General features: G+C 73.5%; 22 protein-coding genes and 2 pseudogenes. 16 read left to right on the forward strand and 8 right to left on the reverse strand.

The annotated features are described in order from the left end of the window. From ABZ693_RS33495 to ABZ693_RS33515, 5 genes and pseudogenes are all read left to right on the forward strand, one after another. Positions 1-95, forward strand: a 95-nt coding sequence (locus ABZ693_RS33495) for a F0F1 ATP synthase subunit delta (protein ID WP_359885220.1), incomplete at its 5' end; no start/stop codon positions are given. Then, positions 91-2,949 (forward strand): annotated as a pseudogene (dnaE, locus tag ABZ693_RS33500) (DNA polymerase III subunit alpha); the annotation flags it as partial. The gene ABZ693_RS33495 and the pseudogene dnaE, both read left to right, overlap by 5 nt. A 5-nt stretch (positions 2,950-2,954) precedes the next feature. Continuing rightward, a complete protein-coding gene (locus ABZ693_RS33505) occupies positions 2,955-3,923 on the forward strand; it encodes a DNA polymerase Y family protein (protein WP_359885221.1) in 969 nt (322 codons plus the stop codon). Between the two features lie 189 nt (positions 3,924-4,112). Next, positions 4,113-5,024, forward strand: coding sequence for an esterase/lipase family protein (locus ABZ693_RS33510; RefSeq protein ID WP_359885189.1), 912 nt, complete (start codon positions 4,113-4,115; stop codon positions 5,022-5,024). 145 nt (positions 5,025-5,169) lie between these two features. Beyond that, entirely contained in the window at positions 5,170-5,607 is a 438-nt protein-coding gene (locus ABZ693_RS33515; protein ID WP_359885190.1) for a DUF6299 family protein, read from the forward strand. Here the strand turns inward: ABZ693_RS33515 and ABZ693_RS33520 are convergent. Further along, the gene (locus tag ABZ693_RS33520) at positions 5,594-6,106 is read right to left on the reverse strand and encodes a ribonuclease FAU-1 family protein (protein WP_359885192.1); all 513 of its coding nucleotides are present in this window, start codon (positions 6,104-6,106) and stop codon (positions 5,594-5,596) included. The genes ABZ693_RS33515 and ABZ693_RS33520 overlap by 14 nt on opposite strands. After that, on the reverse strand, positions 6,087-7,016 hold the full coding sequence (locus ABZ693_RS33525; RefSeq protein ID WP_359885194.1) for a GNAT family N-acetyltransferase: 930 nt from the start codon (positions 7,014-7,016) through the stop codon (positions 6,087-6,089). The genes ABZ693_RS33520 and ABZ693_RS33525 overlap by 20 nt, the downstream gene beginning before the upstream one ends. A 74-nt stretch (positions 7,017-7,090) precedes the next feature. Here ABZ693_RS33525 and ABZ693_RS33530 point away from each other — a divergent pair, with 74 nt between their 5' ends. Both ABZ693_RS33530 and ABZ693_RS33535 read left to right on the forward strand, forming a co-directional pair. After that, positions 7,091-7,465: a GntR family transcriptional regulator gene (locus ABZ693_RS33530; protein WP_359885195.1), complete on the forward strand. Its 375-nt coding sequence runs from the start codon at positions 7,091-7,093 to the stop codon at positions 7,463-7,465. 444 nt (positions 7,466-7,909) lie between these two features. Further along, positions 7,910-8,716: an SGNH/GDSL hydrolase family protein gene (locus ABZ693_RS33535; protein WP_359885196.1), complete on the forward strand. Its 807-nt coding sequence runs from the start codon at positions 7,910-7,912 to the stop codon at positions 8,714-8,716. A gap of 7 nt (positions 8,717-8,723) precedes the next feature. On the opposite strand, the gene ABZ693_RS33540 is transcribed toward ABZ693_RS33535, so the two are convergent. Then, a complete protein-coding gene (locus ABZ693_RS33540; protein ID WP_359885198.1) occupies positions 8,724-10,358 on the reverse strand; it encodes a serine/threonine-protein kinase in 1,635 nt (544 codons plus the stop codon). A 275-nt stretch (positions 10,359-10,633) separates the two neighbouring features. Here ABZ693_RS33540 and ABZ693_RS33545 point away from each other — a divergent pair, with 275 nt between their 5' ends. Next, positions 10,634-10,906, forward strand: coding sequence for a hypothetical protein (locus ABZ693_RS33545; RefSeq protein WP_359885200.1), 273 nt, complete (start codon positions 10,634-10,636; stop codon positions 10,904-10,906). 251 nt (positions 10,907-11,157) lie between these two features. Here ABZ693_RS33545 and ABZ693_RS33550 read toward each other — a convergent pair whose 3' ends face one another. Then, entirely contained in the window at positions 11,158-11,934 is a 777-nt protein-coding gene (locus ABZ693_RS33550) for an ABC transporter permease (RefSeq protein ID WP_359885202.1), read from the reverse strand. Continuing rightward, entirely contained in the window at positions 11,931-12,890 is a 960-nt protein-coding gene (locus ABZ693_RS33555; RefSeq protein ID WP_359885204.1) for an ATP-binding cassette domain-containing protein, read from the reverse strand. The genes ABZ693_RS33550 and ABZ693_RS33555 overlap by 4 nt, the downstream gene beginning before the upstream one ends. Before the next feature lie 84 nt (positions 12,891-12,974). Between ABZ693_RS33555 and ABZ693_RS33560 the strand changes: the two genes are divergently transcribed. Then, positions 12,975-13,736: a TetR/AcrR family transcriptional regulator gene (locus tag ABZ693_RS33560; protein ID WP_359885206.1), complete on the forward strand. Its 762-nt coding sequence runs from the start codon at positions 12,975-12,977 to the stop codon at positions 13,734-13,736. A 165-nt stretch (positions 13,737-13,901) separates the two neighbouring features. Beyond that, positions 13,902-15,044 (forward strand): annotated as a pseudogene (gene asnB / locus ABZ693_RS33565) (asparagine synthase (glutamine-hydrolyzing)); the annotation flags it as partial. A 199-nt stretch (positions 15,045-15,243) separates the two neighbouring features. On the opposite strand, the gene ABZ693_RS33570 reads toward asnB, so the two are convergent. The 3 genes from ABZ693_RS33570 to ABZ693_RS33580 all read right to left on the reverse strand — a co-directional run bounded on the left by ABZ693_RS33570 (position 15,244) and on the right by ABZ693_RS33580 (position 17,638). After that, positions 15,244-15,993, reverse strand: coding sequence for a GntR family transcriptional regulator (locus ABZ693_RS33570; RefSeq protein WP_359885208.1), 750 nt, complete (start codon positions 15,991-15,993; stop codon positions 15,244-15,246). 60 nt (positions 15,994-16,053) lie between these two features. Beyond that, a complete protein-coding gene (hmgA, locus tag ABZ693_RS33575; protein WP_359885210.1) occupies positions 16,054-17,385 on the reverse strand; it encodes a homogentisate 1,2-dioxygenase in 1,332 nt (443 codons plus the stop codon). A gap of 73 nt (positions 17,386-17,458) precedes the next feature. Next, the gene (locus ABZ693_RS33580) at positions 17,459-17,638 is read right to left on the reverse strand and encodes a hypothetical protein (RefSeq protein WP_359885211.1); all 180 of its coding nucleotides are present in this window, start codon (positions 17,636-17,638) and stop codon (positions 17,459-17,461) included. A gap of 17 nt (positions 17,639-17,655) precedes the next feature. Between ABZ693_RS33580 and ABZ693_RS33585 the strand changes: the two genes are divergently transcribed. The 6 genes from ABZ693_RS33585 to ABZ693_RS33610 all read left to right on the forward strand — a co-directional run bounded on the left by ABZ693_RS33585 (position 17,656) and on the right by ABZ693_RS33610 (position 25,180). Beyond that, on the forward strand, positions 17,656-19,704 hold the full coding sequence (locus ABZ693_RS33585; protein ID WP_359885213.1) for a right-handed parallel beta-helix repeat-containing protein: 2,049 nt from the start codon (positions 17,656-17,658) through the stop codon (positions 19,702-19,704). Further along, on the forward strand, positions 19,701-20,714 hold the full coding sequence (locus ABZ693_RS33590) for a hypothetical protein (protein ID WP_359885215.1): 1,014 nt from the start codon (positions 19,701-19,703) through the stop codon (positions 20,712-20,714). The genes ABZ693_RS33585 and ABZ693_RS33590 overlap by 4 nt, the downstream gene beginning before the upstream one ends. Before the next feature lie 80 nt (positions 20,715-20,794). Beyond that, on the forward strand, positions 20,795-22,057 hold the full coding sequence (locus ABZ693_RS33595) for a hypothetical protein (protein ID WP_359885225.1): 1,263 nt from the start codon (positions 20,795-20,797) through the stop codon (positions 22,055-22,057). Between the two features lie 19 nt (positions 22,058-22,076). After that, positions 22,077-22,841 (forward strand): TetR/AcrR family transcriptional regulator, encoded by a 765-nt coding sequence (locus ABZ693_RS33600; protein WP_435842624.1) that lies wholly within the window; start codon positions 22,077-22,079, stop codon positions 22,839-22,841. Between the two features lie 153 nt (positions 22,842-22,994). Continuing rightward, positions 22,995-24,404 (forward strand): CitMHS family transporter, encoded by a 1,410-nt coding sequence (locus ABZ693_RS33605; protein WP_359885216.1) that lies wholly within the window; start codon positions 22,995-22,997, stop codon positions 24,402-24,404. 176 nt (positions 24,405-24,580) lie between these two features. Further along, positions 24,581-25,180: a hypothetical protein gene (locus ABZ693_RS33610; protein WP_359885218.1), complete on the forward strand. Its 600-nt coding sequence runs from the start codon at positions 24,581-24,583 to the stop codon at positions 25,178-25,180. Positions 25,181-25,399 lie beyond the last annotated feature (219 nt).

Here is a 25,399-nt window from a genome sequence, read left to right on the forward strand (position 1 = left end):
TCCTCGGCGGGATCTCGGTGCGGGTCGGTGACGAGGTCATCGACGGCACCATCGCGGAGCGCCTCGACGAGGCGACCCGCCGCCTGGCCGGCTGATCCCGGCCAGGGCCCCGTCGCCGACGTCCTCGACGCCGCCCGCCGGCTCGTCCCCGTCGACCCGCGCGCCGGGCTCGACAGCGGCGAGGCCTGGCTCAAGGAGCCCGGCGCGATGACGGCCGCCGCCGAGCGGATCGCCGAGGCCGCCGGATTCCGGCGGGACGCCGCGTACCGGCTGCTCGAACGCACCGAGGAGGTCGCCGCCGCCTGCCGGGTCGACCCCGAGGACGACCTCGGCATGGGCTCCGCGCACTTCCCCGAGCCGTACCTGGTCGGCGCCGCGCACCGGACCGCCCAGCGGGTGCTCGCCTCCCGGGCCGCCGCCGGCCTGCTCCTGAAGGGCTACGACCGCGGCCCCGCCCGGCGCGTCTACTGGGACCGGATGCACCACGAGCTGGACATCATCGCCCACCACGGATTCGCCAGCTACTTCCTGACGGTCGCCCAGGTCGTGGACGACGTCCGGGACATGGGCGTCCGGGTGGCCGCCCGCGGCTCCGGCGCCGGCTCCCTCGTCAACCACCTCCTCGGCATCGCCCACGCCGACCCGGTCGGGAACGGCCTGCTGATGGAACGGTTCCTCTCCAAGCGCCGCACCGTCCTGCCCGACATCGACATCGACGTGGAGTCCGCCCGCCGGCTGGAGGTCTACCGCGCGATCCTCGGCCGCTTCGGCGCCGAGCGGGTCGCCACCGTCGCCATGCCCGAGACCTACCGGGTCCGGCACGCCGTACGGGACGTGGGTGCCGCCCTGTCCATGGACCCGGCCGAGATCGACCGGATCGCCAAGGCGTTCCCGCACATCCGCGCCCGGGACGCCCGCGCCGCCCTCGCCGAACTGCCCGAACTGCGCGGCCTGCGCGACGCGTCGGCGGGCCGCGAGCGGTTCTGGGAGCTGGTCGAGGCGCTCGACGCGCTGCCCCGGGGCATCGCCATGCACCCCTGCGGCGTGCTCCTCTCGGACGCCTCGCTGCTCACCCGTACCCCCGTCGTCCCCACCAGCGGCGAGGGACTGCCCATGTCCCTGTTCGACAAGGAGGACGTGGAGGACCTCGGGCTGCTCAAGCTCGACGTCCTCGGGGTGCGGATGCAGTCGGCGATGGCGCACGCCGTCGCCGAGGTCGGCCGGGCCACCGGCACCCGGCCGGACATCGACGCGATCCCGGCCGGCGACCCGGCCACGTACCGGCTGATCCGCTCCGCCGAGACCCTGGGCTGTTTCCAGATCGAGTCGCCCGGCCAGCGCGACCTGGTGGGCCGGCTCCAGCCGGCGGACTTCCACGACCTCGTCGTGGACATCTCGCTGTTCCGGCCGGGCCCGGTCGCCGCCGACATGGTCCGTCCGTTCATCGAGGCCCGGCACGGCCGCGCGCCGGTCCGCTACCCGCACCCCGACCTGGCGGACACGCTGAAGGAGACGTACGGCGTCGTCGTCTTCCACGAACAGATCATCGAGATCGTGAGCGTCATGACCGGCTGCGGCCGCGACGAGGCCGACCAGGTGCGCCGCGGGCTCTCCCATCCCGAGTCGCAGGGCCGGATCAAGGCGTGGTTCGCGGAGCGGGCCGAGCGCCGCGGGTACGCGCCCGAGGTCGTCGCCCGCACCTGGGAGATCGTCGAGGCGTTCGGCTCGTACGGCTTCTGCAAGGCGCACGCGGTGGCCTTCGCCGTGCCGACGTACCAGTCGGCCTGGCTCAAGGCGCACCACCCGGCCGCCTTCTACGCGGGGCTGCTCACCCACGACCCCGGCATGTACCCGAAGCGGCTGCTGCTCGCGGACGCCCGGCGGCGCGGGGTGCCCGTGCTGCCAGTGGACGTGAACCGGTCGGCGGTCGCCCATCGAATCGAACTGGTGTCCGGGAGGGTCGGTGCGCCGGGCGCGGTGTGGGGACTCCGGCTCGGCCTCGCCGACGTCCACGGCATCGGCGAGGCCGAGAGCGCCCGCATCGAGACCGGCGCGCCCTACGCCTCGCTGCTCGACTTCTGGGAACGGGCCCGCCCGCGCCGGCCCGTCGCCGAACGCCTCGCCCAGGTCGGCGCGCTCGACGCCTTCGGCACCAACCGCCGCGACCTGCTGCTCCACCTCGCCGAACTGCACCGCGGCCGGCGCAAGGACGCCGCCCACGGCGGTCAGCTGCCGCTCGCCCAGGGCCGCGAGACCGCCCCCGTCGGCCTGCCCGACCTCGACGGGGCCGAACGGCTCAGCGCCGAACTCGGCATCCTCGGCATGGACGCCTCCCGCCATCTCATGGGCGACCACCAGGAGTTCCTGCGCGAGCTCGGCGTGGTGCCCGCCCGGGAGCTGCGCGCGGCCGAGCACGGCCGGACCGTCCTGGTCGCGGGCGCCAAGGTGGCCACCCAGACCCCGCCGATCCTGCGCCGCGCCGCGTCCGGGCCGTACGGGGAGACGGCCGCGCGGGAGCCGCAGCGGATCGTCTTCGTCACCCTCGACGACGCCTCGGGCCTGATCGACCTGGCCTTCTTCGCCGACAGCCAGGCCGCGAGCGCGCACACGATCTTCCACAGTGGACTGCTGCTCGTGCGGGGGAAGGTCCAGCGCCGCGGGCCGCGCTCGCTCACCGTGGCGGGCTCCGCCGCGTGGAACCTGACGGAGCTGGCGGAACTGCGCCGTACGGGCGGGCTCGACGCGGTGGCGGCCCGGCTGGCCGAGGACATGAGCGGACCGGGGACGAACGGCGCGGCCCCGGACGGCGGGGTGACGTCCGGCCGCGGCCGGACCCTCCAGGTCGCCGAAGGCGTCGAGATGAACCCCTGGTCGGACCTCCGGCCCGCGGGCACCGACTCCCTCGGCGGCCGCAAACTGTGGCACTCCAGCCCCGGAAGCGCCGGGTGAGCGCGATGACCGTCGTCTACGCACAGGTCCCCAGGGCGCCGGGGGAGAGCGGGCGGCTGCTCCTGCGGGTGCTGGAGGACATCACCCCCGTCGTCCAGGCGCTGCCCCCCGACGCCGCCCTCGCGGACGTCACCGGCAGCGTGCGCTACTTCGGCTGTGACGCCGTCGGGATCGCGCGCCTGATCCGGGTGCGCGCACTCGCCTGGTACGGCCTGAACTGCGCCGTCGGCGTGGCAGCCAACCCCCTGCTCGCCCGGATGGCCGGACAGGGGGGACCGCCCGGCGCCGTCCGCTTCGTCCCGGACACGCCGCGGGACGTCGCCGCGTTCCTGGAGCGGAAGCCGGTGATCGCCCTGTACGGGGTGGGGCCGAAGGCGGCGCGCACCCTGTGCACGTACGGCCTGGACAGCGTCGGGAAGGTGGCGGCCACCTCCGAGGCCACCCTCCAGCGGATCCTGGGCGCCCGGCTGGGACGCCTGGTGCACGAGCGCTCCCACGGCATCGACCGGACGCGCGTGACACCGCACGCCGCGCCCCGGTCGGCCGCCGCCGAACGGCGGTTCGCCCGGCACGAGGTCGACGCGTCGGTACGGCGCGGGGCGCTGCTCGAACTGGCCGTCGGCCTCGGGCGGCGGCTGCGGGCGGACGACCAGGTGGCCCGCGCGCTGACGCTCACCGTCCGGTACGCGGACCGGTCCACGACCACCCGGACGCGCGCGCTCCCGGAACCCACCGCGCACACCCCGGTCCTGGCGGGCACCGCGCAGGCGCTGCACGACGCCCTCGGGCTCCAGCGGGCGCGGGTCACGGCGCTGTCCCTGCGGGCCGAGGACCTGATGCCCGCGCGGCTCTCCAGCCGGCAGCTCACCTTCGACCGGCAGGCCGAGAGCGCCGACCGGCTCGAACAGGTCCTCGACCGGATCGCGGCGCGCTGGCCCGGCGTGGTGGGACCGGCCACCCTCGCCCGGTCGTGACGGGGCGGGTGCGGTGACGTGGCCGCGGTGACGGCGCGGGTGGACAGGCCGCGGTGCCGCACTTTTTGCCGACGGGTCACTTCCCCCGGGAGCTACTCGTGCGTAGCTTGACGGGAACGCATCCCCCTGTGGTCCGGACCGCAAGGCGTCGTGCATCCCCCGCTTTTCGAGCCGCGAGGAGATCACCCCATGCTGCCCCGGAACCCGTTCGGACGCCTCGGCAGAGCGCTGTCCGTACTCGCGCTGACCGCCGCCGCCGTTCTTGCTCCCGTCACCGCCCAGGCCGCCCAGGCCGCCCAGGCCGCAACGGCCGCCTCGGCGGCCGATTCCGCCACGGCCGCCCCCAGCCGCGGGTGGAACGACTTCTCCTGCAAGCCGTCCGCCGCCCACCCCCGCCCCGTCGTGCTGGTCCACGGCACGCTCGGCAACTCCGTCGACAACTGGCTGGGCCTCGCCCCGTACCTCGTCGAGCGCGGGTACTGCGTCTTCTCGCTCGACTACGGGCAGCTGCCCGGCGTGCCGCTGTTCCACGGCCTCGGCCCGATCGACGCGTCCGCCGGACAGCTCTCCGCGTACGTGGACCGGGTCCTGTCCGCCACCGGCGCCGCGAAGGCGGATCTGGTCGGCCACTCGCAGGGCGGCATGATGCCCCGCTACTACCTGAGGTTCCTGGGCGGCGCGGCGAAGGTGAACGCGCTTGTGGCCCTCGCCCCCGACAACCACGGCACCACCCTGTCCGGGCTGACCCGGCTGCTGCCGTACTTCCCGGGCGCCGAGGACCTGATCAGTGCCGCGACCCCGGGCCTCGCCGACCAGATCGCCGGCTCCGCGTTCCTGACCCGGCTGAACGCGGGCGGCGACACCGTCCCCGGGGTGCGGTACACGGTGATCGCGACGCGGTACGACGAGGTCGTCACCCCTTACACATCGGGCTGGCTCTCCGGTCCGAACGTCACCAACGTGCTGCTCCAGGACCGCTGCGCGCTCGACTTGTCCGAGCACCTGGCGATCGGGCTGACCGACCGGATCGCCTTCCACGAGGTGTCCAACGCCCTCGACCCGGCCCGGGCGACCCCGACGACCTGCGCGTCGGCCTTCTAGAGGCCGAGGCGCAGATCCGTGCGGATGTACGGATCATCGCAAAGTGTTCAACTTGCCGCCGGATGGGCGAGTTTCGGACATTCTTCGCGATGATCCGGTATCCCTTGCGGGCGTCATATTCTCGTCCGGAAGGGACCTTCCGTCCATGCGCGTACGTTTCGCTCTCGCCGCCGGTGTGCTGGCGACCGCCACCGCCGCCACCGCGCTGACCGGCGCGACGGCCACGGCCGCCCCCGCCCGTTCCGCCAACGTCGTGTCCGTCGACCGTCAGGGGAAGGCCGCGAAGAGCGGCGAGGTCAGCGTCTCCGGCAGCTACCGCTGCGCCCGCGGCGGCTCCGGGCCGGTCTTCCTCGGCTCCACGCTGGTCCAGCAGGACCGTTCCGTCGGGATCGGCGGCACCCGCGTCGTCTGTGACGGCCGGACGCACCGGTGGACCCATCGCTCGCTCGTGAAGCAGAACAGCTTCAAGGCGGGCACGGCACGCGTCGAGGCCGTGCTCGTCCGGCTCGCCCCCGACGGCCCGCTGGGCCTGCCGCTGCCCGTCTTCCTGACGCGCGGCGGCCGGTCGGTCAGTCTCCGTTAGGGGCCGGTACGGCGGACAGCGCGAGCAGTCCGTCCCGGCCCAGGGCCTCCAGCTCGTCGAGGGCGCGTACGGCGTGCCGGGCCGCCTCCGGATCGGCGGCGGCCAGCCCGCTCGCCGCGAACTCGTCCTCGTCGAGCCGCAGGACCTCCGCGCCGTCCGCCGACACCCACAGGTCCAGATCCAGGTCTTCGACCCGTACCTCGGCGCCGTCGGCCAGCGCGGGCCGGGTCACGTCGCAGTACCAGCCCTTGAGCGTGCCGTCGCCGGTCCGGACCTCCTTCACCGCGTACCACCGGTCGCGCCAGTAGTGCTCGGTGAAGACATCGCCGGGCTCGAAGCGCACGAAGCCGAAGTCCCGCACGCCCTCGCCGGCCCAGGGTGCGCGGACGGTCAGCCGTACCCCGTCGTCGGCGAGGACCCGGGCCGGGTAGCGGATCTTCGTCCGCCCCGCCTTCACCAGGACAACCTCGACCGTGGTCTCACCCGAGGGTGCGGACATGACGGACCTCCTGTGCGCTGATCTCGTATCCGAACCACCGGTTGACGGCCAGCATGGGCGCGTTTCCGGCGTCGTTCCCGGTGAGCGCCTCCGTGCAGCCGGCCGCCCGGGCCCGGTGCAGCGAGGCGTTCTTCACCAGCTTGGCCAGGCCCCGGCCCCGGAACCCGGGCGCCGTGCCCGTCATGCCGGTGACGTAGCGGCCGAGGCCGTCCGTGAGGGCGGCGCTGAAGGCCACCGGGCGGCCGTCGGCGAGCGCGACCATGGTCAGCTCGTGGGCCTGCAGCGGATGGCGCCAGGTGGTGGCCAGCCAGTGCGCGTAGTCCGTCAGATCGGCGGCCACGTCCCCCGGCTCGTCGGCCGTGGTCAGCGCGTCCAGTTCGAACAGCGGCCGCGGGTCGGCCGCGAAGTCGGCCGCCGTGCGCAGCTCGACGCCGTCCGGGAGGTCCTGGAGCGGCGGCAGCTCGGCCGTCGCCAGGTCGAGCCGCAGGAAGTAGGCGGAGCGCCGGCCCTGGTAGCCGTGCCGTTCGGCGAAGGCGCGGGAGGGCCGGTCGTCGAGGACCCAGCTGTAGATCCGCCGGGCCCCGGCCCGCGCCAGATGCTCCTCGGCGGTCCGCAGCAGCAGCGTGCCGGCGCCGCGGCCGGTGTGCTCGGGGTGGACGTGGATGTTCACCAGCCCGTCACCCGGCTCCGGCGACTCGTGGGCCAGCGCCACCTCCGCGCTGCCGACGATCTCGCCGTCCGCCTCGGCGACCAGCGGCCGCGCGTGCGCGTCGGGATGCGCGTGCGCCCAGTCGTGGGCCAGCTGAGGGCCGGTGGTCAGCATGAACGGCAGGGCGGCGCGGCGTACCCGCGCGAAACCCTCGGCGTCCTCGGTGGATCCGGGTCGCACGTCGCGGACGATCACAGTCATGGGGCCGCACGGTAGGCGGTGGCCGGGGCCGGGCGCCTCCCATTTTCCCCGGGTACGGGTGCAGAATCAGGGGGGTGACGCTTCGAATCAGCGTGGATGCCGGTTCCACCACCCATCCCTACGAACAACTGCGTGCCCAGATCTCGGAGCGGGCCCGCTCCGGTGAACTTCCCGTCGGCTACAAGCTGCCGACGGTGCGGGGCCTCGCGGAGGACCTCGGGCTCGCGGCGAACACGGTCGCGAAGGCGTACAAGGCCCTGGAATCCGACGGGGTGATCGAGACCCGGGGCCGCAACGGCACCTTCGTCGCCGCCGCCTCCGACGCGGCCTCCCGGCTCGCCGCCACCTCGGCCGCGACCTACGCGACGGAGGCTCACCGGCTGGGCCTGAGCCGGGAGGAGGCGGACGCGGCGGTCCGCGACGCGTTGCGAGCCGCGTACGACGACTGAGGCGCGGGTCCCGGCCCCGTAAGCCGTACCACCCGCCCCTTCGATCCATCCCTCGACGGCCCCCGGCCGGGCACGCGCACCGGCCGGGGGTCTTTCGCTGTCCGGAAGCGGTGCGGAAGCGGTCCGGAAGCGGTGCGGAAGCGGTGCGCGAGTGGCCCGGAGGCGACCCGGAAGCGGCTGCGAGCGGGCCCTCGGACGGTCTGTCAACAGCCCTTTCGGCACGCCCTCCTGAGGGTGACCAAGGGAAGAGGCGCCATCAAGACGCGTACCGTCGGGCGATGGTTCCCGGAAGCGGGCACGCACCCTGCCGAATGTCTTGAAACCGACGTTTTTTGACCGTGCCTCACAGAAAATTCCCTACGAGTTTTGACATGAACACTTCTCGCGGGGCCGATCCACTGCTACTACCTGGTAACGCAGAAATCCTGCCCCTGGGAGGTCTTCATGAAGCTGTCCCGTTTTGCCGCTGTTTCGTCCTCGCTTCTCCTCGGCGCCGTCCTCGCCTTCACCGGCGCGGGTGCCGCCCAGGCGGCCACCACCGCCGCGGTCGACTACGTCGCCCTCGGCGATTCGTACTCCTCCGGTGTCGGCTCCGGCAGTTACGACAGTGCGAGCGGCGACTGCAAGCGCTCGACCAAGGCGTACCCGATGCTGTGGAAGGCCTCCCACGCCACCACCTCCTTCGCCTTCAACGCCTGTTCGGGCGCCGTGACGACGGATGTGATCAACAATCAGCTCGGTGCGCTCAACGCCAACACCGACCTGATCTCCATCACCATCGGCGGCAACGACGCGGGCTTCGCCGACGTCATGACGACCTGCATCCTGCAGTCCGACGCGGGCTGTGTCTCCCGGGTGAACCAGGCCAAGAGCTATGTCGACACCACGCTGCCCGCGCGCCTCGACGCCGCCTACAACGCGATCCGCGCCAAGGCGCCCAACGCCAAGGTCGTCGTCCTCGGCTACCCGCGCTTCTACCAGCTCAACGGCACCTGCGTCGCGGGCCTGAGCGAGACCGAGCGCAGCGCCATCAACGGCGCCTCGGACTACCTGAACGCGGCCATCTCCAAGCGCGCCGCCAGCAAGGGCTTCACCTTCTCCAGCGTGACCTCGACCTTCGCCGGCCACGAGATCTGCTCCGGCTCGGCCTGGCTGCACAGCGTCAACTGGCTGAACATCGGCGAGTCGTACCACCCGACCGCCGCCGGCCAGTCCGGTGGCTACCTGCCCGGCCTGAACGCCGTGGCGTAACCGGCGTTCAGCCGGACGCCGGAGAGGCGGTCCCGCCCGAAGGAGTCCCCGACGTCGATGTCGCGGTCGGGGTCCCCGTCCCCGTGGTCGTCGGCACGGGCGGCGAGGGCGTGGCCGTCCTCTCCTCGCACCGCACCGAGAACGACACCCAGTCGGACTCCCGCGCGACCGGATCACGGACCTCCACCCGGATCCGGTCGCGTGTCGTCGTGCCCGGCTCGTACGCGGACTGGGTCCGCGTCACCTGCTCCTCGGCGGGCCCGTCCGCCGGGAAGTCCAGCGTCCGCCACGCCGTGTCCTGGGCCTCGCCGCTCTCCGTCCGCCAGCGGTACGTCACGGTGGCGGGCGTCCGGTCCACCGTGAGCGTCGCCGTGAACTCCGGCGCCCCGGCCGCGGGCGGCGGGCAGCTCCCGGTGTACACACCGCGCACCGCCCGCACCGAGACGGCGACCGCCGCCGGGGGCGTGGTCGTGGGGCTCGGGGAGGCGCTCGTGCTCGCCGTGGCCGGCGCGGCCGTCGTCGGCGGCGCGGAGGCCGTCGCGCTCGTGCCCGGCGTCACCGGCGGGGCGTCGGCTTTCCCGGTGTCCCGCAGCAGCGCGTACGTCACGCCGCCCGCCACCAGCGCCAGGGCCGCGATCCCGGCGATCAGCGCCGTCCGGCCGCCGCCCTGACGCGGCTCCGGACCGGGCAGAGGAGCCGTCGCACCGGGACCGGCGGGCCCGCCGGGCATCCCGCCCGCGTGTCCACCCGCTCCCGCGTCCGGGACGGCCGGCGGGGGCGTGCGGAGCGGGCGTGTACGGGCCGCGTCGCCCGGCGGCGGTGGTGTACGGGGGGTGCCGCCCGCGCTGATCAGCCGCAGCCGCTCCTCGGCGTCCGCCGCCGGCATCCGCCGCTCCGGGTCCTTCCGCAGCAGCCCCTCGATCACCGGGGCCAGCGGTCCCGCGTGCGCGGGCGGCGCGGGCTCCTCGTCGACCGCCGTGCGCAGGGTCGCGAGCGCGGTTTCCCGCCGGAACGGCGACACGCCTTCGACGGCGGTGTACAGCAGGACGCCCAGCGACCACAGATCCGCCTCGGGTCCCGGTGCGTGTCCCAGCGCGCGCTCCGGCGCCAGGTATTCGGGGGAGCCGATCAGTTCGCCCGTCATGGTGAGCGGCGAGGTGCCCGCCAGCGCCGCGATGCCGAAGTCGGTGAGGACCACCCGGCCGTCGTTGGCGAGCTGTACGTTGGCCGGCTTGACGTCCCGGTGCAGCACCCCGGCCGCGTGCGCGGCCCGCAGCGCGTCGAGCACCGCGGCGCCCACGGCCGCGGCCCGCCGGGGCGGCATCGGCCCCTCGGCCTCCAGGGTCTCGGCCAGCGTGAGACCGGGGACCAGCTCCATCACGATCCACGGGCGGCCGTCGTGGAGCGCCACGTCGTAGACGGTGACCACGTGGGGGTGGGTGATCCGGGCCGCCGAGCGGGCCTCGCGCTCCAGGCGGGCGTACAGCCGCTCGCGTTCCTCGTCCGGCAGCCCCTCCGGCGCCCGGACCTCCTTGACGGCGACGTCTCTTCCCAGGACCTCGTCGCGGGCACGCCAGACCGTGCCCATCCCGCCTTCGCCGAGCACGTCCAGCAGCCGGTAACGACCCGAGATGAGCGTCATCACTCCACGGTAGCCGAGGAACGCCGGCCATGGTGGCGAGGATCACACCCGGCCGCGGAGGCGGGGGTGTATGGGGTGCGTGCAGGATGGTTCGTGACGGTTCGACAGGTGGCCGGGCTCCGGCCGACTCGCCTGGGAGCCGGATGGATTCGGACAGTGATCGTCAACCCCCGTCACCTGATGGTGAATCCTGCGGCCGGAATACACGGGTGTCGTAGCGGGGCGATAGGGTTAACCTGCCCGGGCCGGGTGCCCTTGTACGGGTGGGGAGTGACATGGAACAGACAGCAATGCGCAGCAGGCCGCGAGTGCCTGCCATCACCTGCGGGAGCAGCGCGACGAGTTCGCGGCTCGACCGCCATCTCTCGGTGCTGGGTGGCCCCGCCATACCGCAGCGCGAGGCGGCCGAGGCGACGCTGCTCATGCGGGAGTTGACGACACGTCCGCGCGGGGCGACGGTGCACGGTCACCGCAGCCGCAGCGCGCGGGTCTCGCTCTTCGCCCCGCTGCGCCGGCTGCGCCGCTCCCTCTTCGGCAGCCACCGCTGACGGACCGGCCGGGCCGGGCCCTCGCGCTCCCCGGCGCACCGCTTCCGCTCCGCGCTGCCCGGCCCCCGGCCCGCCGCTGAGAGAACGCCGGACGTGTCCCCGCCCGTCCGGCGTTTTCGCGTGCCCGGCCACCCCTTCGGCTTGTCACGCGGCGAACCCGGCCGGACCCCCGTGACCCGGCCGGGTTCGTTGTACGCACCCGCGGACCGTGCGGCGGCCTGCGCGCCAACCCCCCTACGGACGGCGCGCGTTCACGTCCGCGCGTACCGCCTGACCGCCGCCGGGGCGCACAGCGCGATCAGCGCCAGCGACCACAGCAGCGCCCCCGCCACCGGATGCGCCACCGGCCAGGCCGCGTCCGCCGGTATCGGCGCGTTCCCGAACAGATGCCGTACGGCCGTCGTCACCGCCGAGATCGGGTTCCACTCCGCGACCGTGCGCAGCCAGCCCGGCATCCCGTCCGTCGGGATGTACGCGTTGGAGAGCAGCGGGAGCATGAAGGTGGCACTGCCCAGTTGACTGGCCGCCTCCTCGTTGCGTGACGTGAGCCCGAAGAGGATCCCCATCCAGGTGAACGCGGAGCGGAACAGCAGCAACAGGCCGATGGCGCCCAGGGCTTGGAGCGCCGTGCCCTCGATCCGCCATCCCATCGCGAGCCCGACCAGGAGCAGCGGGACCAGGCCCACCGTGCTCGTCACCAGATCGGCCAGCGCCTGCCCGAGCGGGACGGCGGCCCGGCTGACCGGCATCGCGCGCAGCCGGTCCGCGACACCTCGGTGGGTGTCCTGAGCGGCCTGGAACATCGCGGTCATCAGGCCGTTCGCCGCCGTCGCCGCCAGCATCCCCGGGACCAGGAACGCCCGGTAGTCGGTGCCCGGCATGGCGAGCGCGCTGCCGAAGACGTACCCGAAGAACAGCAGGAAGACGATCGGCATGGCCTGCGTCATGACGGTCATCGCCGGGGCGCGCCGGATGCGCTGGAGATGGCGGCCGAGGATCGCGGTGCCGTCGTGGGCGAGGGAGCTCATGCGGTGGCCTCCTGGCGGGATGCGGTGGCGGGCGCGCGGCCGGTGAGGCGCAGGAACACCTCGTCGAGGGAGGGTGGGCGCAGGGACGCGTCGAGCAGAGGGACCCCGGCCGCGTCCGCCTCGCGCACGATCCGGGGCAGGGTGAGCGTGGTGTCGGTGGTGACCGCGCCGACCGTGCGGCGCTCGGGGTCCAGGACCGGAGCCGAGCCGGTGAGCCGGTCGAGCACCGCGGCCGCGGCGTTCAGCGCAGTCGCGTCGGCGACCGTCACCTCGGCGTAGTGGCCGATCAGCGCCTTGAGTTCGGCGGGAGTGCCGCGCTGCGCGACCTGGCCGTCGTCGATCAGGACGATCTCGTCGGCGAGCCGGTCGGCCTCCTCCAGGTACTGCGTGGTGAGCAGCACGGTCGTGCCCTGGGACGCCAACCCCCGTACGGCGTCCCAGATCTCGTTGCGGCTGCGCGGGTCGAGCCCGGTGGTGGGCTCGTCCAGGAAGAGGACCTTCGGCGGCACGATCAGGCTCGCGGCGAGGTCGAGCCGGCGGCGCATGCCCCCGGAGTACGTGCGGGCTGGCCGGTCGGCGGCGTCGGCGAGCCCGAAGCGCTCCAGGAGTTCGCCGGTGCGCGAGCGCGGGGCGCGAAGGAGCCGGGCGAACAGTCGCAGGTTCTCGGCGCCCGTCAGATCGCCGTCGACGGAGGCGTACTGCCCGGTGACCGCGATCCGGGCGCGCACGCCGGCCGGGTCGCGGACCACGTCGCACCCGGCGACCGTCGCGCTGCCGGAGTCGGGGGAGACGAGGGTGGTGAGCACCCGGACGGCGGTGGTCTTGCCGGCTCCGTTGGGGCCGAGGACCCCGCAGACGGTGCCCTCGGGCACGGCGAGGTCGAGTCCGCGCAGCGCGTGCACGTCTCCATAGCGCTTCCGCAGACCTTCACTAAGTACAGCGTACGTAGTCGTCATGGGAGGACGGTAGCGCACTACGTACGGCGTACGTAACCGGGGGAGCGGAAGCGTCATTACGATGGGGCGGCGAGGTGATGAACGATGGCGGGCCGACCGGCCGAACCCGAAGTGATCTGGGCGCGCCCCGAGCGCACGGGCCGTGGCCCCAAACCGGCGTACAGCCGGGGCGACATCGCGGCCGCGGCCGTCCGCATCGCCGACGCCGAGGGCATCGACGCCGCCTCCATGCGCCGCGTCGCCGCCGAACTGGGCTGCGGCACCATGTCGCTCTACAACTACGTGCCGCGCAAGGAAGACCTCTACGAGCTGATGGTCGACGCGGTCAGCGCGGAGTACGACCTCGGGGAATCCAGCGGCGACTGGCGGGCCGACATGACCGTGATCGCCCGGCAGACCCGCGCGATCATGTACCGGCACCCCTGGGTGACCCGGGTCATGACCACCGCGTACGGCTTCAGCCCGAACGCCCTGCGCTATCTGGAGTGGTGCCTGGGCGCCCTGGAACCGCTCGCCATCGATCCCGGTCTGAAGATGCAGCTCATCGCCATGGTCAACGGCACCGTGATGGCGACCGTCCGCAACGAGCAGGCCATGGCCGAGCGGGCCCGGGGACTGCCCTGGAGCGAGGAACAGGAGCAGGCCGTCCGGGGGGCCTATCTGGCCGGACAGGTCGCGTCCGGCGCCTACCCGCACCTCGCGGCCCTGCTCGCGGCGCCCGCCGAACCCGTCGACGCCGAGGAGATCTTCGAGACGGGGATCGCCCGGCTCCTGGACTCGTTCACGCCCCGGACCGAAGCGCCCCGGACCGAAGCGCCCCGGACCGAGACGTCCCGGACCGGCTGAGGAGCGGGCGGGACGCGCCGCCGCCCGGTTGACCGCCGTGCGCGGGTGACCCACGCTCGATGGAGAGGGGCTCGACGCGACGGGTCCGCCGGGAGCGACGCCGGACACTCCGCGGAGCCGCCAGTGAGCGGACCGTTCCCGGCGGGCGGCACCGGGAGGCAGCGCATGTGCGGCATCACCGGATGGGTCTCCTACGAGCGTGACCTGCGCACCGAGGTGGCGACGGTGGACGCGATGACGGAGACCATGGCCTGTCGGGGGCCGGACGACCGCGGCACCTGGATCGAGGGACCCGCCGCCCTCGGCCATCGCAGGCTCGCGATCATCGACCTGCCCGGCGGGCGCCAGCCCATGACCGCGCGGACCCCGGACGGCACCGTCGTCCTCGTCTACTCGGGCGAGGCGTACAACTTCACCGAACTGCGCCGCGAGCTGACCGACCGCGGGCACCGCTTCCGTACCCAGTCCGATACCGAGGTGGTCCTGCGGGCCTATCTCGAATGGGGCGAGAAGCTGGCCGAACGGCTCAACGGCATGTACGCCTTCGCCCTCTGGGACGGCCGGCGCGACGCGCTCGTGATGGTCCGCGACCGGATGGGCATCAAGCCGTTCTCCTACTACCCCACCCCCGACGGGGTGCTCTTCGGCTCCGAGCCCAAGGCGATCCTCGCCAACCCGCTGGCCCGCGCGCGGGTGGGGATCGACGGGCTGCGCGAGCTGTTCGCGATGATCAGAAAGCCCGGACACGCCGTCTGGGACGGGATGTACGAGATCGAGCCGGGCACCGTCGTCACCGTCGACCGCCAGGGGCTGCGCCGGCGCGTGTACTGGCGCCTTGAGACCCGGCCGCACCCCGACGACCGCGCCACGACCATCGCCACCGTCCGCTCCCTCCTCGACGACATCGTGCGCCGCCAGCTGGTCGCCGACGTCCCGCGCTGCACGCTGCTGTCGGGCGGTCTGGACTCCTCCGCGGTGACGGCCCTGGCCGCCCGGCAACTGGGCGAGCACGGCGAACGGGTACGGAGCTTCGCCGTCGACTTCGCCGGGCTGACCGACAGCTTCGTCCCCGACGGGCTGCGCGCCGCCCCCGACACCCCGTTCGTGCACGACGTGGCAGAGGACAGCGGCACCGACCACCGGGACGTCGTGCTGGACGTGGAGGCCCTGGCGGATCCCGAGCTGCGGGCCAGGGTGCTGCGCGCCCGTGACCTGCCGGTGGGCTACGGCGACATGGACAGCTCGCTCCTCCTGCTGTTCCGGGCGATCCGGGGACGCTCCACCGCCCTCCAGAACCACGCCAAGGACCTGCTCGCCCGCCCCGCCCACCCCGTCTTCGACCTGCTCGACCGGGAACGGGTCCGCCGGGCCGCGTACCGCGACACCCCGCAGGCCACCCAGAACTCCTGCCGCGGTCTCGAACGGACCCTGGACCTGGCGCTGTGGCTGGACCTCTACCGGCCCGAGGTCTCCCTCACCTGACCGCCCGCGTACGGCGGTGGAGGGCTCAGTGGGCCTCGACCGTCACCGTGAAGGAGAACCGGTCGCCCCGGTAGTGGATCCGGGCCACGTCGACGACCCGGCCGCCGTCGTCGTACGTCACGCCCGTGTAGTGGAGGATCGGCGACAGGAGCGGCACCTGGAGCAGCCGCGCGGTCTCGGGATCGGCGAGGCGCGCCTCCACGGTGTCGGTGATCCGGCTGATCTTCACGCCGACGACGTCCCGCAGCACCTTCGTCATCGGCCAGCGCTCCAGATCGGCCGGGTCGATGCCGGCCGCGATCTGCGGGAGCACCGCGTTCTCGACCCAGTTGGTGGGCTCGCCGCTCTCCCCGTCCGCGCGCAGCCGGCGGAAGACGGCGACCTCGCCGCAGCCGGGGAAGTGCTCGACGAGCTCGCCCGGCACCGGCTCGGTGCCGTGCCCGAGGACGGTGGTCCGCTCGCCGGACTGCTGGGCCACGATCGCGTCGATCGAACCCAGCAGCCGGCGCGGGGCGGAGCGCCGGGCGCCCGGCTCGATGAAGGTGCCGCGCCGTCGGTGCCTGCTGATCAGGCCCTCCGCCTCCAGTTCCTTGAGGGCCTGGCGCATGGTCAGCACACTGACGCCGTAGTGCGCGGCGAGCTGCTCCTCGGTGGGCAGCCGCAGCGAGGCGTCGGGGGTGCGGCCCAGTATGGAGGCGCGCAGCGACTGCGAGACCTGGTACCAGAGCGGGAGCTTCCGGTTCAGGACCAGCGAGTCGGGGGCGAAGGCGGTCACGGCTCTCTCCGTACGACGACTACCGGACACCACCCGGCCGGTCACCGGGAACGGCGACGGTCACGGCCGGAAGTGGCGCTCAAGACCCTGCCATATGTCGTCGTAGCCCTGCTGCAGGTGTTCGGCTTCGGCCGCCTGGGAGGTCGTGAGCACCGGCCAGCGGGTCTCGAACATGAAGGCCAGTCCGTCGTCGATCCGCTGCGGCTTCAGCTCGGCGGCACTCGCCTTGTCGAAGGTCTCCCGGTCGGGGCCGTGCGCCGACATCATGTTGTGCAGCGAGCCGCCGCCCGGCACGAAGCCCCCCTTGCCGGCCGTCTTGGCGTCGTAGGCGCCCTCGATCAGGCCCATGTACTCGCTCATCACGTTGCGGTGGAAGTACGGGGGCCGGAACGTGTCCTCGCCGACCAGCCACCGCGGGGCGAAGACCACGAAGTCGACGCCGGCGAGACCGGCGGTGTCGGACGGGGCGGTCAGCACCGTGAAGATCGACGGGTCGGGGTGGTCGTAGGAGATCGTCCCGATGACGTTGAACCGGTGCAGGTCGTAGACGTACGGCGTGTGGTTGCCGTGCCAGGCGACGACGTCGAGCGGGGAGTGGCCGTACGTCGCGGACCACAGGTTGCCGCAGTACTTGTTGACCACCTCGACCGGGCCCGCGACGTCCTCGTAGGCGGCCACGGGGGCCCGGAAGTCGCGGGCGTTGGCCAGGCCGTTGGCGCCGATCGGGCCGAGGTCGGGGAGCTGGAACGGCGCGCCGTGGTTCTCGCAGACGTACCCGCGGGCCGTCGCGGCGAGGAGCTCGACGCGGAAGCGCACACCGCGCGGGATCAGCGCGATCTCGCCGGGGCGGACCGCGAGCAGACCGAGTTCGGTGCGCAGCAGCAGACCGCCCTGCTCGGGGACGATCAGCAGCTCGCCGTCGGCGTCGCTGAACACCCGCTCCATCGGCGCGTTCGCGTGGTAGAGGTGCACGGCCATGCCGCAGCGCTGGGCCGGGTCGCCGTTGCCGCCGAGCGTCCACAGGCCGGCCAGCCAGTCCGTACCGGGGGCCGGCTCCGGCAGCGGGTCCCAGCGCAGGCGGTTGGGGTCGGGCACGGTCTCGGTGAACGGTCCGCCGCGCAGGGTGCCGTTGTCGATCCGGCGGAACGGCGGGTGTGCGGCGGAGGGACGGATCCGGTACAGCCACGAGCGCCGGTTGTGCGCCCGGGGCTCCGTGAAGGCGCTGCCGCTCAGCTGCTCCGCGTACAGGCCGAGCGGGGCCCGCTGCGGCGAGTTGCGGCCCTCGGGGAGGGCGCCGGGAACGGCCTCGGTGGTGTGCTCATTGCCGAATCCCGTGCTGTAGGTCAGCGCGGCGGCGATCTTGCCCGCCTGTTCCGCGTTCAGCGCGTGCATCGTGTGCTCCTGTCCTGACGCTCGCTCACAACAACAATCCTATGGGTGACCGTAGGATTGAACTCCGCCCGCGTCAACGACTCTCGGCGATGTCGTGGGCGACGACCGCCTGTTCGGTGTGCGTGTCGGGCGCGTCCGGGGGATGCGGCGGTCCGGTGGCCAGGGTGGCCGGGATGGCCTGGGTGGCCGGGCGGCGTCGTGACCGGGGCCCTTGGACGCGGTGGGTGCACGAGGGGTTCCAAAAGTTGAGCAATGCTCTACTCTCGCGCCATGTCATGGACCCGACGGTTCGTTCTCGCGTTCTCGGCCGTGCTCGCGGTGCTCGCCGCCGCCCTGACCGCCGCTCCCGCCGCCCAGGCGCACGAGGAGCGGCCCGTCACCTTCCCCGACGGCTCGGGCAGTGTCCCCGTACCGCGCACCGGGGAGCCCGATCTGCTCGTCTGCAAGACCGACCGGGCCGACTTCGAACGCCGTGTCGCCGGCTTCCCGGCCCCGCTGAAGGCCCGCAACCTCGCGCTGTACGCCCGCTGCGCCCGGCAGGGCTACCGCCATCTCCAGCAGGCCGTCGACGCCGTCGACCGCCCCGGCATGACCATCGCGATGCTGCCCGGGCTGTACGAGGAGGAGCCCTCGCTGCCCGCGCCCACCGGCGCGTGCGCCGCGCTCAAGGCGCCCCGCTCGGCGCTCGGCTACCAGATCCTCAGCTACGAGCAGCAGCGGCGCTGCCCGCACAACCAGAACCTGGTCGCCATCCTCGGCAAGAAGAACCTCCAGATCGAGGGCACCGGCGCCTCCCGGCTCGACGTCGTCATCGACGCCCGGTACGCCAAGCTCAACGCGCTGCGCGCCGACTCCTCCGACGGCGTCTACTTCCGTAACTTCACCGCCCAGCGCACCACCTTCAACTCGCTCTACGTCCTCGCGAGCGACGGCTTCGTCATCGACGACGTCCTCACCCGCTGGAACGACGAGTACGGCTTCCTCACCTTCGCCTCCGACCACGGGCTCTACAAGAACTGCGAGTCCTACGGCAACGGCGACTCCGGCATCTACCCCGGCTCGGCCTCGAACATCAACGACGGCCGCGGCTACGACGTCCCCCGCCACTCCATCGAGATCACCGGCTGCCGCAGCCACCACAACATGGTCGGCTACAGCGGCACCGCCGGGGACTCCGTCTACGTCCACGACAACGAGTTCGACCACAACATGGGCGGCGCCTCCATGGACTCCGCCTTCCCCGGCCACCCCGGCCTCCCGCAGAACCACGCCCGCTTCGAACGGAACCTGATCCACGACAACAACGAGGACTACTACCGGTACGTCGCCGACGGCACCTGCGCCCGGCCGCCCGTCGACCGCGGCTACGAAGAGGGCGTCGTCTGCCCGCAGATCTCCATGCCGCCCGGCACCGGCATCATCACCGCAGGCGGCAACTGGAACCTCTACGAGAACAACTGGATCTACGGCCACGAGCGCGCCGGCGTCTTCCTCAGCGCCGTCCCCGCCTTCATCCGCGGCGAATCGGCCTGGGGCAAGCAGACCGACACCTCCCACCACAACCGGTACGCCGGCAACCACCTGGGCGTCGACAAGGCCGGCCGCGCCCACCCGAACCGCACCGACGTGTGGTGGGACGGCCAGGGCAGCGGCAACTGCTGGCAGTCCGACACCGGGGCCGGCACCCCGTACGCGCTGCCCTCCTGCGGGACACGTCGCGGCGACGTCACCGGCGACACCCGCCGCCTCGCGGGCGAACCCGCCAAACTCGCCCAGCTCCTCGTCTGCGCCGACTACGACGTCCGGGCCCGCCGGCTGCCCGCGGGCTGCGACTGGTACGGCGCCCAGGGCATCCGGCGCGTCGAGACCCAGCTCGCTCTCGGCATCGCCGCGGTCCTCGCCCTGGTCGGCGGCACCCTGTGGTGGCGCCGGCTGCGCGGCGGCCGGCTCGCGGGCACGGCGGCCCTGCTCGGGCTGCTCGGCCTGGCCCTCGACGTGGCCGCCTCCACCCGCTCCCTCACCCCGACCCCGCTGCCCGCCGTGGCCCTGCTCCTGACGGGACTGGGGTGGACCGGCCTCGGCCTCGCCCTGCGCACCCGTCACCCACGCCGCCCCGTCTTCGCCTGGACCACACTCGTCCTCGGCGTCCTCACTCTCCTCGACGCGTTCGACAAGGCGGTCCTGATGATCCCCTGGATCCCCGTCAGCCCGGCCTGGGTCCGCGGACTGCTCGGCATCGTCTGGGTGCTCTGGGCCGTCATCGTGGCCGGCGCCCGCCGCCCCGCCCCGTCCCCCGAGCCCGCCGGCAGCCCCGCATGACCCCCCGCCGACCGGAGCCGGCCACCGAGCCGGCCACGAGCGGTACGGCCGCGACGCATCCTGCCGGGCGGCCCGGAGCGGCCGATGGCACGGTGGCCCGCCTCGCGGGCGCCGAGGGGCACGCCGCCCCGACACGGGCCGGGGCGGCCGGGACCGCGACCGGAGCGGCCCGCTCCCGGGGCGCCGGCCGTCGCTCCCGCGCCGGGGCCGCGCTGTTCGCCGTCGCCCTCGGCGCGGCCCTCGTCGCCGGCTGCGGCGGGCGCCCCACCACCCACCACAAGCCCGGTACCAGCCACCAGGAGGCGACCGGCGGCGCCGGCACCCTCCTGGACGCCCGGGACAGCACCGGGCACCGCCTGCGCGAGGTGCCCGGGAAGGGCGCGCCCACCGTCCGGGCCGAGGCCCGGCCCGACAGTGAGGGCGGCTGGAACGTCCACCTCTTGGTGGAGAGGTTCCGCTTCACCCCCGAGAGCACCGGCGGCGCCGCCCTGCCCGGCCGCGGCCACGCCCGTCTCCTCCTCGACGGCCGCGAGACCGCCCGCGCCTACGGCCCCTGGTCCCATGTCCCGGCCGGCGCCCGCACGCTCACCGTGCGGCTCTACGCCGACGACCACACCGCCTGGGCCGTCGCCGGCCGCCCCGTCGAGACCACGCTCCGCCTCGGCACCGGCGCGTCCGATCCCGGCGCATCCGCCACCGGCCCCGCCCCGACCACGCCCGCGACCCCGGCGACCCCGTCCCCGCCGTCCGGCCGTACCGTCACGATCACTGTCACCGGCACCTCCGTCCAACCACCGCCCTCCCGCGTCGAAGTGAAGAAGGGCGAACGCGTCACCCTCCAGGTGACCAGCGACCGCGCCGACACCCTCCACGTCCACGGCTACGACCGCGAACTCCGCCTCTCTCCCGGCACGACGGCCACCCTCACCCTGACCGCCGACCGCACCGGACTGTTCGAGGTCGAGACCCACACCTCCGCACTCGTCCTCACCCAACTGGTCGTCCGATGACGGCACTCACCGGCCTCACCGGCCCGCTCACCGGCCCGCTTCCCGGCCCCGTCACCGGCCTCCTGACGGCACCGCCGCCCCTGCCGCTCGCCCATGGCGTGGGCGCCCAGCACGACCTGCCCCTCTCGCCCTTCTACGCGTACGCCGGCGCCTTCGCCGCACTGTTCGTCTCCTTCCTCTCACTCGGCCTGCTCTGGTCCGTCTCCCGCTTCCGCGGCGACCAAGCGGGCCGCCCCCTGCCCGCCGCCGTCCAGCGCCTCGCCGACGCCACCGCCACCCGCACCGCCCTCCGGCTGCTCGGCGCCGCCGCCGGTCTCGCCGTCGTCCTGTACCTCCTCCTCGGCCCCGACGACCCGGACCGGAACCCCGCGCCCGGCGCCGTCTACGTCCTGCTCTGGGTCGGACTCGTCCCCGCCTCCCTTCTCCTCGGCCCCGTCTGGCGCCTCCTCAACCCCCTGCGCACCCTGTCCGCCCTCCTGCCCGCGCGGCGCGCGCCCCGCCCGCTCCCGCCCCGGCTCGGCATCCGGCCCGCGGCCGCCGGACTCCTGCTCTTCGCCTGGCTCGAACTCGTCGCCCCCGACAACACCACCGCCCCCGTCCTCCTCGCCGCCCTCGGCGTCTACACGGCTACCGGCCTCCTCGGCGCCGCCCGCCACGGCCCCGCCTGGTTCGAACACGCCGACCCCTTCGAGGTCTACTCCTCCCTGCTCGCCCGGCTCTCCCCCTTCGGCCGCCGCGCCGACGGCCGGCTCGTCGTGCGCTCCCCCTTCAACGGCCTCGACGCCACCCCGCCCGTCCCCGGCCTCGTCGCCACCGTCAGCGTCCTCCTCGGCTCCACCGCCTACGACGGCTTCTCCGACAACCCCCGCTGGATCACCACCCTCCAGACCTCATCCCTCGGCCGCACCCTCACCGCCACGCTCGGCCTGCTCGCCGCCGTCGCCCTCGTCGCCGCGCTCTACGCCCTGTGCGCCGGCGTCCTGCGGCTGCTCCACCGCGAACTCGCCACCCCGCTCACCTCCTTCGCCCACTCCCTGCTGCCCATCGCCCTCGGCTATCTCGTCGCCCACTACTTCTCGCTCTTCGTCACCGAATCGCCACGCACCGTCATGATGGCAGCCGGCACTGACAACGCCCCCTCGCCCGCCCCGCCCCTGGGTCCCGGCGGCCTCGCGACCCTCCAGGTCGTCGCGATCGTCACCGGCCACGTGCTCGGCGTCGTCGCCGCCCACGACCGCTCCGTCCGGCTCTTCCCGCCCGCCCGGGCCGTGGCGGGCCAACTCCCGCTGTTCGCGCTGATGATCGCGTACACCCTGGGCGGCATCGGCCTGCTCATCGCCTGAGTCAGACCGGAGCGGCATGATGGGTTCCGTGCCCCAGTCCAGCCCCCGCCCGCTCGTCCCGCAGCCGCCCGCCCCGCGCCCGGCGACGGGACCCGCGCTCCGCCGCGCCCCGATCCAGCGGCGCAGCGCCGAGCGGCTCGCCCGCATCCTCGACGCCTGTGCCGAACTCCTCGACGAGACCGGGTACGAGCGGCTGAGCACCCGCGCCGTCGCGGTCCGCGCGGGCGTCCCCATCGGGTCCGTCTACCGCTTCTTCGGCAACAAGCGGGCCATGGCCGCCGCCCTCGCCCACCGCAACCTCGACCGTTACGCCGCCCGCGTCGCCGCCGGCCTCGCCGCGCTCCCGGCCCCGGCCGTCGCTTCGGGCGAGGGCGGGGCCGTGCTCCGGCCCGTCGACGCCGGCCGGATCATCGACGCCGTCCTCGACGCGTACCTCGCGATGAAGCGCACGGTGCCGGGCTTCGGCCTCGTCGACTTCGGCGTCCCGGACCCGTGCGCCGCCCCGGACGAGCCGGAGGGGTCGGGCGTCGCGGAAGGCTCCGGCGAGAACCCCAACCACCTCGTCGCCGACCGTATCTGCGGCCTCCTCGCCGGGCCCCTCGGCTGGTCCGCCGACGACACCCTGCGCCGCAAGGTGCTGGTCGGCGTCGAGACCACCGACGCCCTGCTGCGGCTCGCCTTCCGCACCGACCCCTCCGGCGACCCCGCGCTCGTCGCCGAGACCCGCACCCTCCTGTACGCCTACCTGGCACCCGCGCTGGCCCGGCCCCGCGGCACCCACTGACCCACGCGCCCCTGGGGCACCAGCCTGGCCTGGGGTTTCGCTCGTACGGTCCGCACGAGGCCACCTTGTTGCCGCGCTCATCCCGCACCTACCGTCGGCCGCACCACCACTCTGACGGCTGTTCACGGACGAACGTGACGTGAGGTGTCCTTCATGCTGACCATCCTCGGCTTCGCCATGATCGCGACCTTCCTGGTCCTGATCATGACCCGGAAGATGTCGCCGATCGCGGCACTCGTGCTCATTCCCGCGTTGTTCTGCGTCGCCGTCGGCCAAGGGGCCCGGCTGGGCGACTGCGTCCTCGACGGCGTCGGCAAGCTGGCGCCCACGGCCGCGATGCTGATGTTCGCGATCGTCTTCTTCGGCGTCATGATCGACGTCGGCCTGTTCGATCCGGTCGTCCGCGGCATCCTGCGTTTCTGCAAGGCCGACCCGATGCGGGTGGTGGTCGGTACGGCGGTGCTGGCCGCCATCGTCTCGCTGGACGGCGACGGCTCCACCACCTTCATGATCACGGTCTCCGCGATGTTCCCGCTCTACAAACGGCTCGGCATGAGTCTCGTCGTCATGACCGGCGTCGCCGCCACCGCGAACGGGGTCATGAACACCCTTCCCTGGGGCGGCCCCACGGCCCGCGCGGCCACCGCGCTGGGGCTCGACGCGGCCGACGTGTTCGTCCCGATGATCCCGGCGCTCGGCGCCGGCCTGCTGTGCGTCTTCCTCCTCGCCTACGCCCTCGGCCGCCGTGAGCGCGCCCGCGTCGGCCGCCTCGCTCTCGGCGGCGTCCCCGCGCCGCAGGCGGCGAGCGTCCTGGTCGAGGCCGGTGACGGCGGTGGCGGCAGCGAAGGTGGTGCCGGCACCGGTGCCGGTGGCGACACGGCGGCCGGCGCGGCCGAGGGCGAGCCCCGCGACGAGGACGCCTTCACCGTGCTCGACCCGCACCGCGAGACGCTCCGGCCCCGGCTGTACTGGTTCAACGCCGGCCTCACCGCCGCCCTGATCGCCGCGATGATCACGGAGCTGCTGCCCATCCCGGTGCTGTTCCTGCTGGGTGCCGCGCTCGCACTCACCGTCAACTTCCCGCGTATGGCCGACCAGAAGGCCCGCCTCGCGGCCCACGCGGACAACGTCCTCAACGTCACCGGCATGGTCTTCGCCGCCGCCGTCTTCACCGGAGTGCTCTCCGGGACCGGCATGGTCGCGCACATGGCCGACTGGCTGGTCGGCGCCGTCCCGGGCGGCATGGGCCCGCACATGGCGCTGGTCACCGGCGCGCTGAGCCTGCCGCTCACGTACTTCATGTCCAACGACGGCTTCTACTTCGGCGTGCTGCCCGTGCTCGCCGAGGCCGGCGCGGCGCATGGCGTCCCGCCGGTGGAGATCGCCCGGGCCTCGCTGGTCGGCCAGGCGCTGCACATGTCGAGCCCGCTGGTCCCGGCCGTGTACGTGCTGGTCGGCATGGCGCGGGTCGAGTTCGGCGACCACACCCGCTTCACCGTGAAGTGGGCGGCGCTGACCTCTTTGGTCGTGCTCGGCGCGGGCATCCTGGTCGGCATTCTCTGAGGCCGCGCCCCGGTAGTGCCCGGCGCGAGCCGCCCGCCCCCGCGGCGGATCCAGGGCCGGACGGGTGGAAGTCGGAGGGTGACACGGCTTGTTGCCACCCTCCGTAGTCACGGGATGACCAATAGTCAGATTATCGACCAATAGGTTCGATATCGGTACGACTGGAGGAATCCCGCATGACCGCCCCGGCTCTCCGCCCCCTGCTGTCCACCGCCGTGACCGCGCTCGCCCTCGGTTCCCTGGCCCTGACGAGCGCGCCCGCGGCCTTCGCCGCCCCCGGCGACAACGGTGACGTCAAGATCCATCTGTCGGGCACGCCCGTCGGTTCGCTGAGCGACGAGACCAAGGTCTGCCGGTTCTACCTCGACGCCTTCAACTTCGACACCCTCCAACTGGTGGACTGGGAGATCACCCCTCAGCCGGCGAAGTCGGCCACGCCGAACCTCAGCGGGTCGATCAACCTCTCGGTCGGCATCGGGCACACCAACGACCTCATGCTGCCGAACGGCACGTACCGGCTCACCTGGAAGTTCCTGGGCGAGACGGGCGCCGCCAAGCACAAGGTCTTCACGGTCGACTGCACCGGCGGCCAGACAGGCGGCAAGCCGCCGCACGGCCCGGTCGGCGCGGGCGGCGGCGGGGCGGCGGAGAACGTCGCGGCCGTCGGGGACGACACCACCTTCGGGGTCGGATCGGCGATCGTCGCGGCGCTCGCGGGCACCGCCGGCCTCCTTCTCGTCCGCCGCTCGCGCCGGCGCAACAATGGCGTCGCGTAGGTCCGTTCCCCCGCGCGGGACGGTGTCCGCCGGCGGCCGGGTCCCGGCCCGGCCCTCGTACGAGCGGCCCCCGTATGAGCGGCCCTCGTACGAGCGGTGCCCGCGCGGGACGGGGCCGCGCCGGCCTCGTTCCCTCCACATGCCCTATGTGTTCAGGCATGGGTGACAGCCCATGACGACTGCCGGGTTTCCCCATTCGGAAACCCCCGGATCAAAGCC

Source organism: Streptomyces laurentii (genome assembly GCF_040635425.1).
GTDB classification, from domain to species: Bacteria; Actinomycetota; Actinomycetes; order Streptomycetales; family Streptomycetaceae; genus Streptomyces; species Streptomyces laurentii.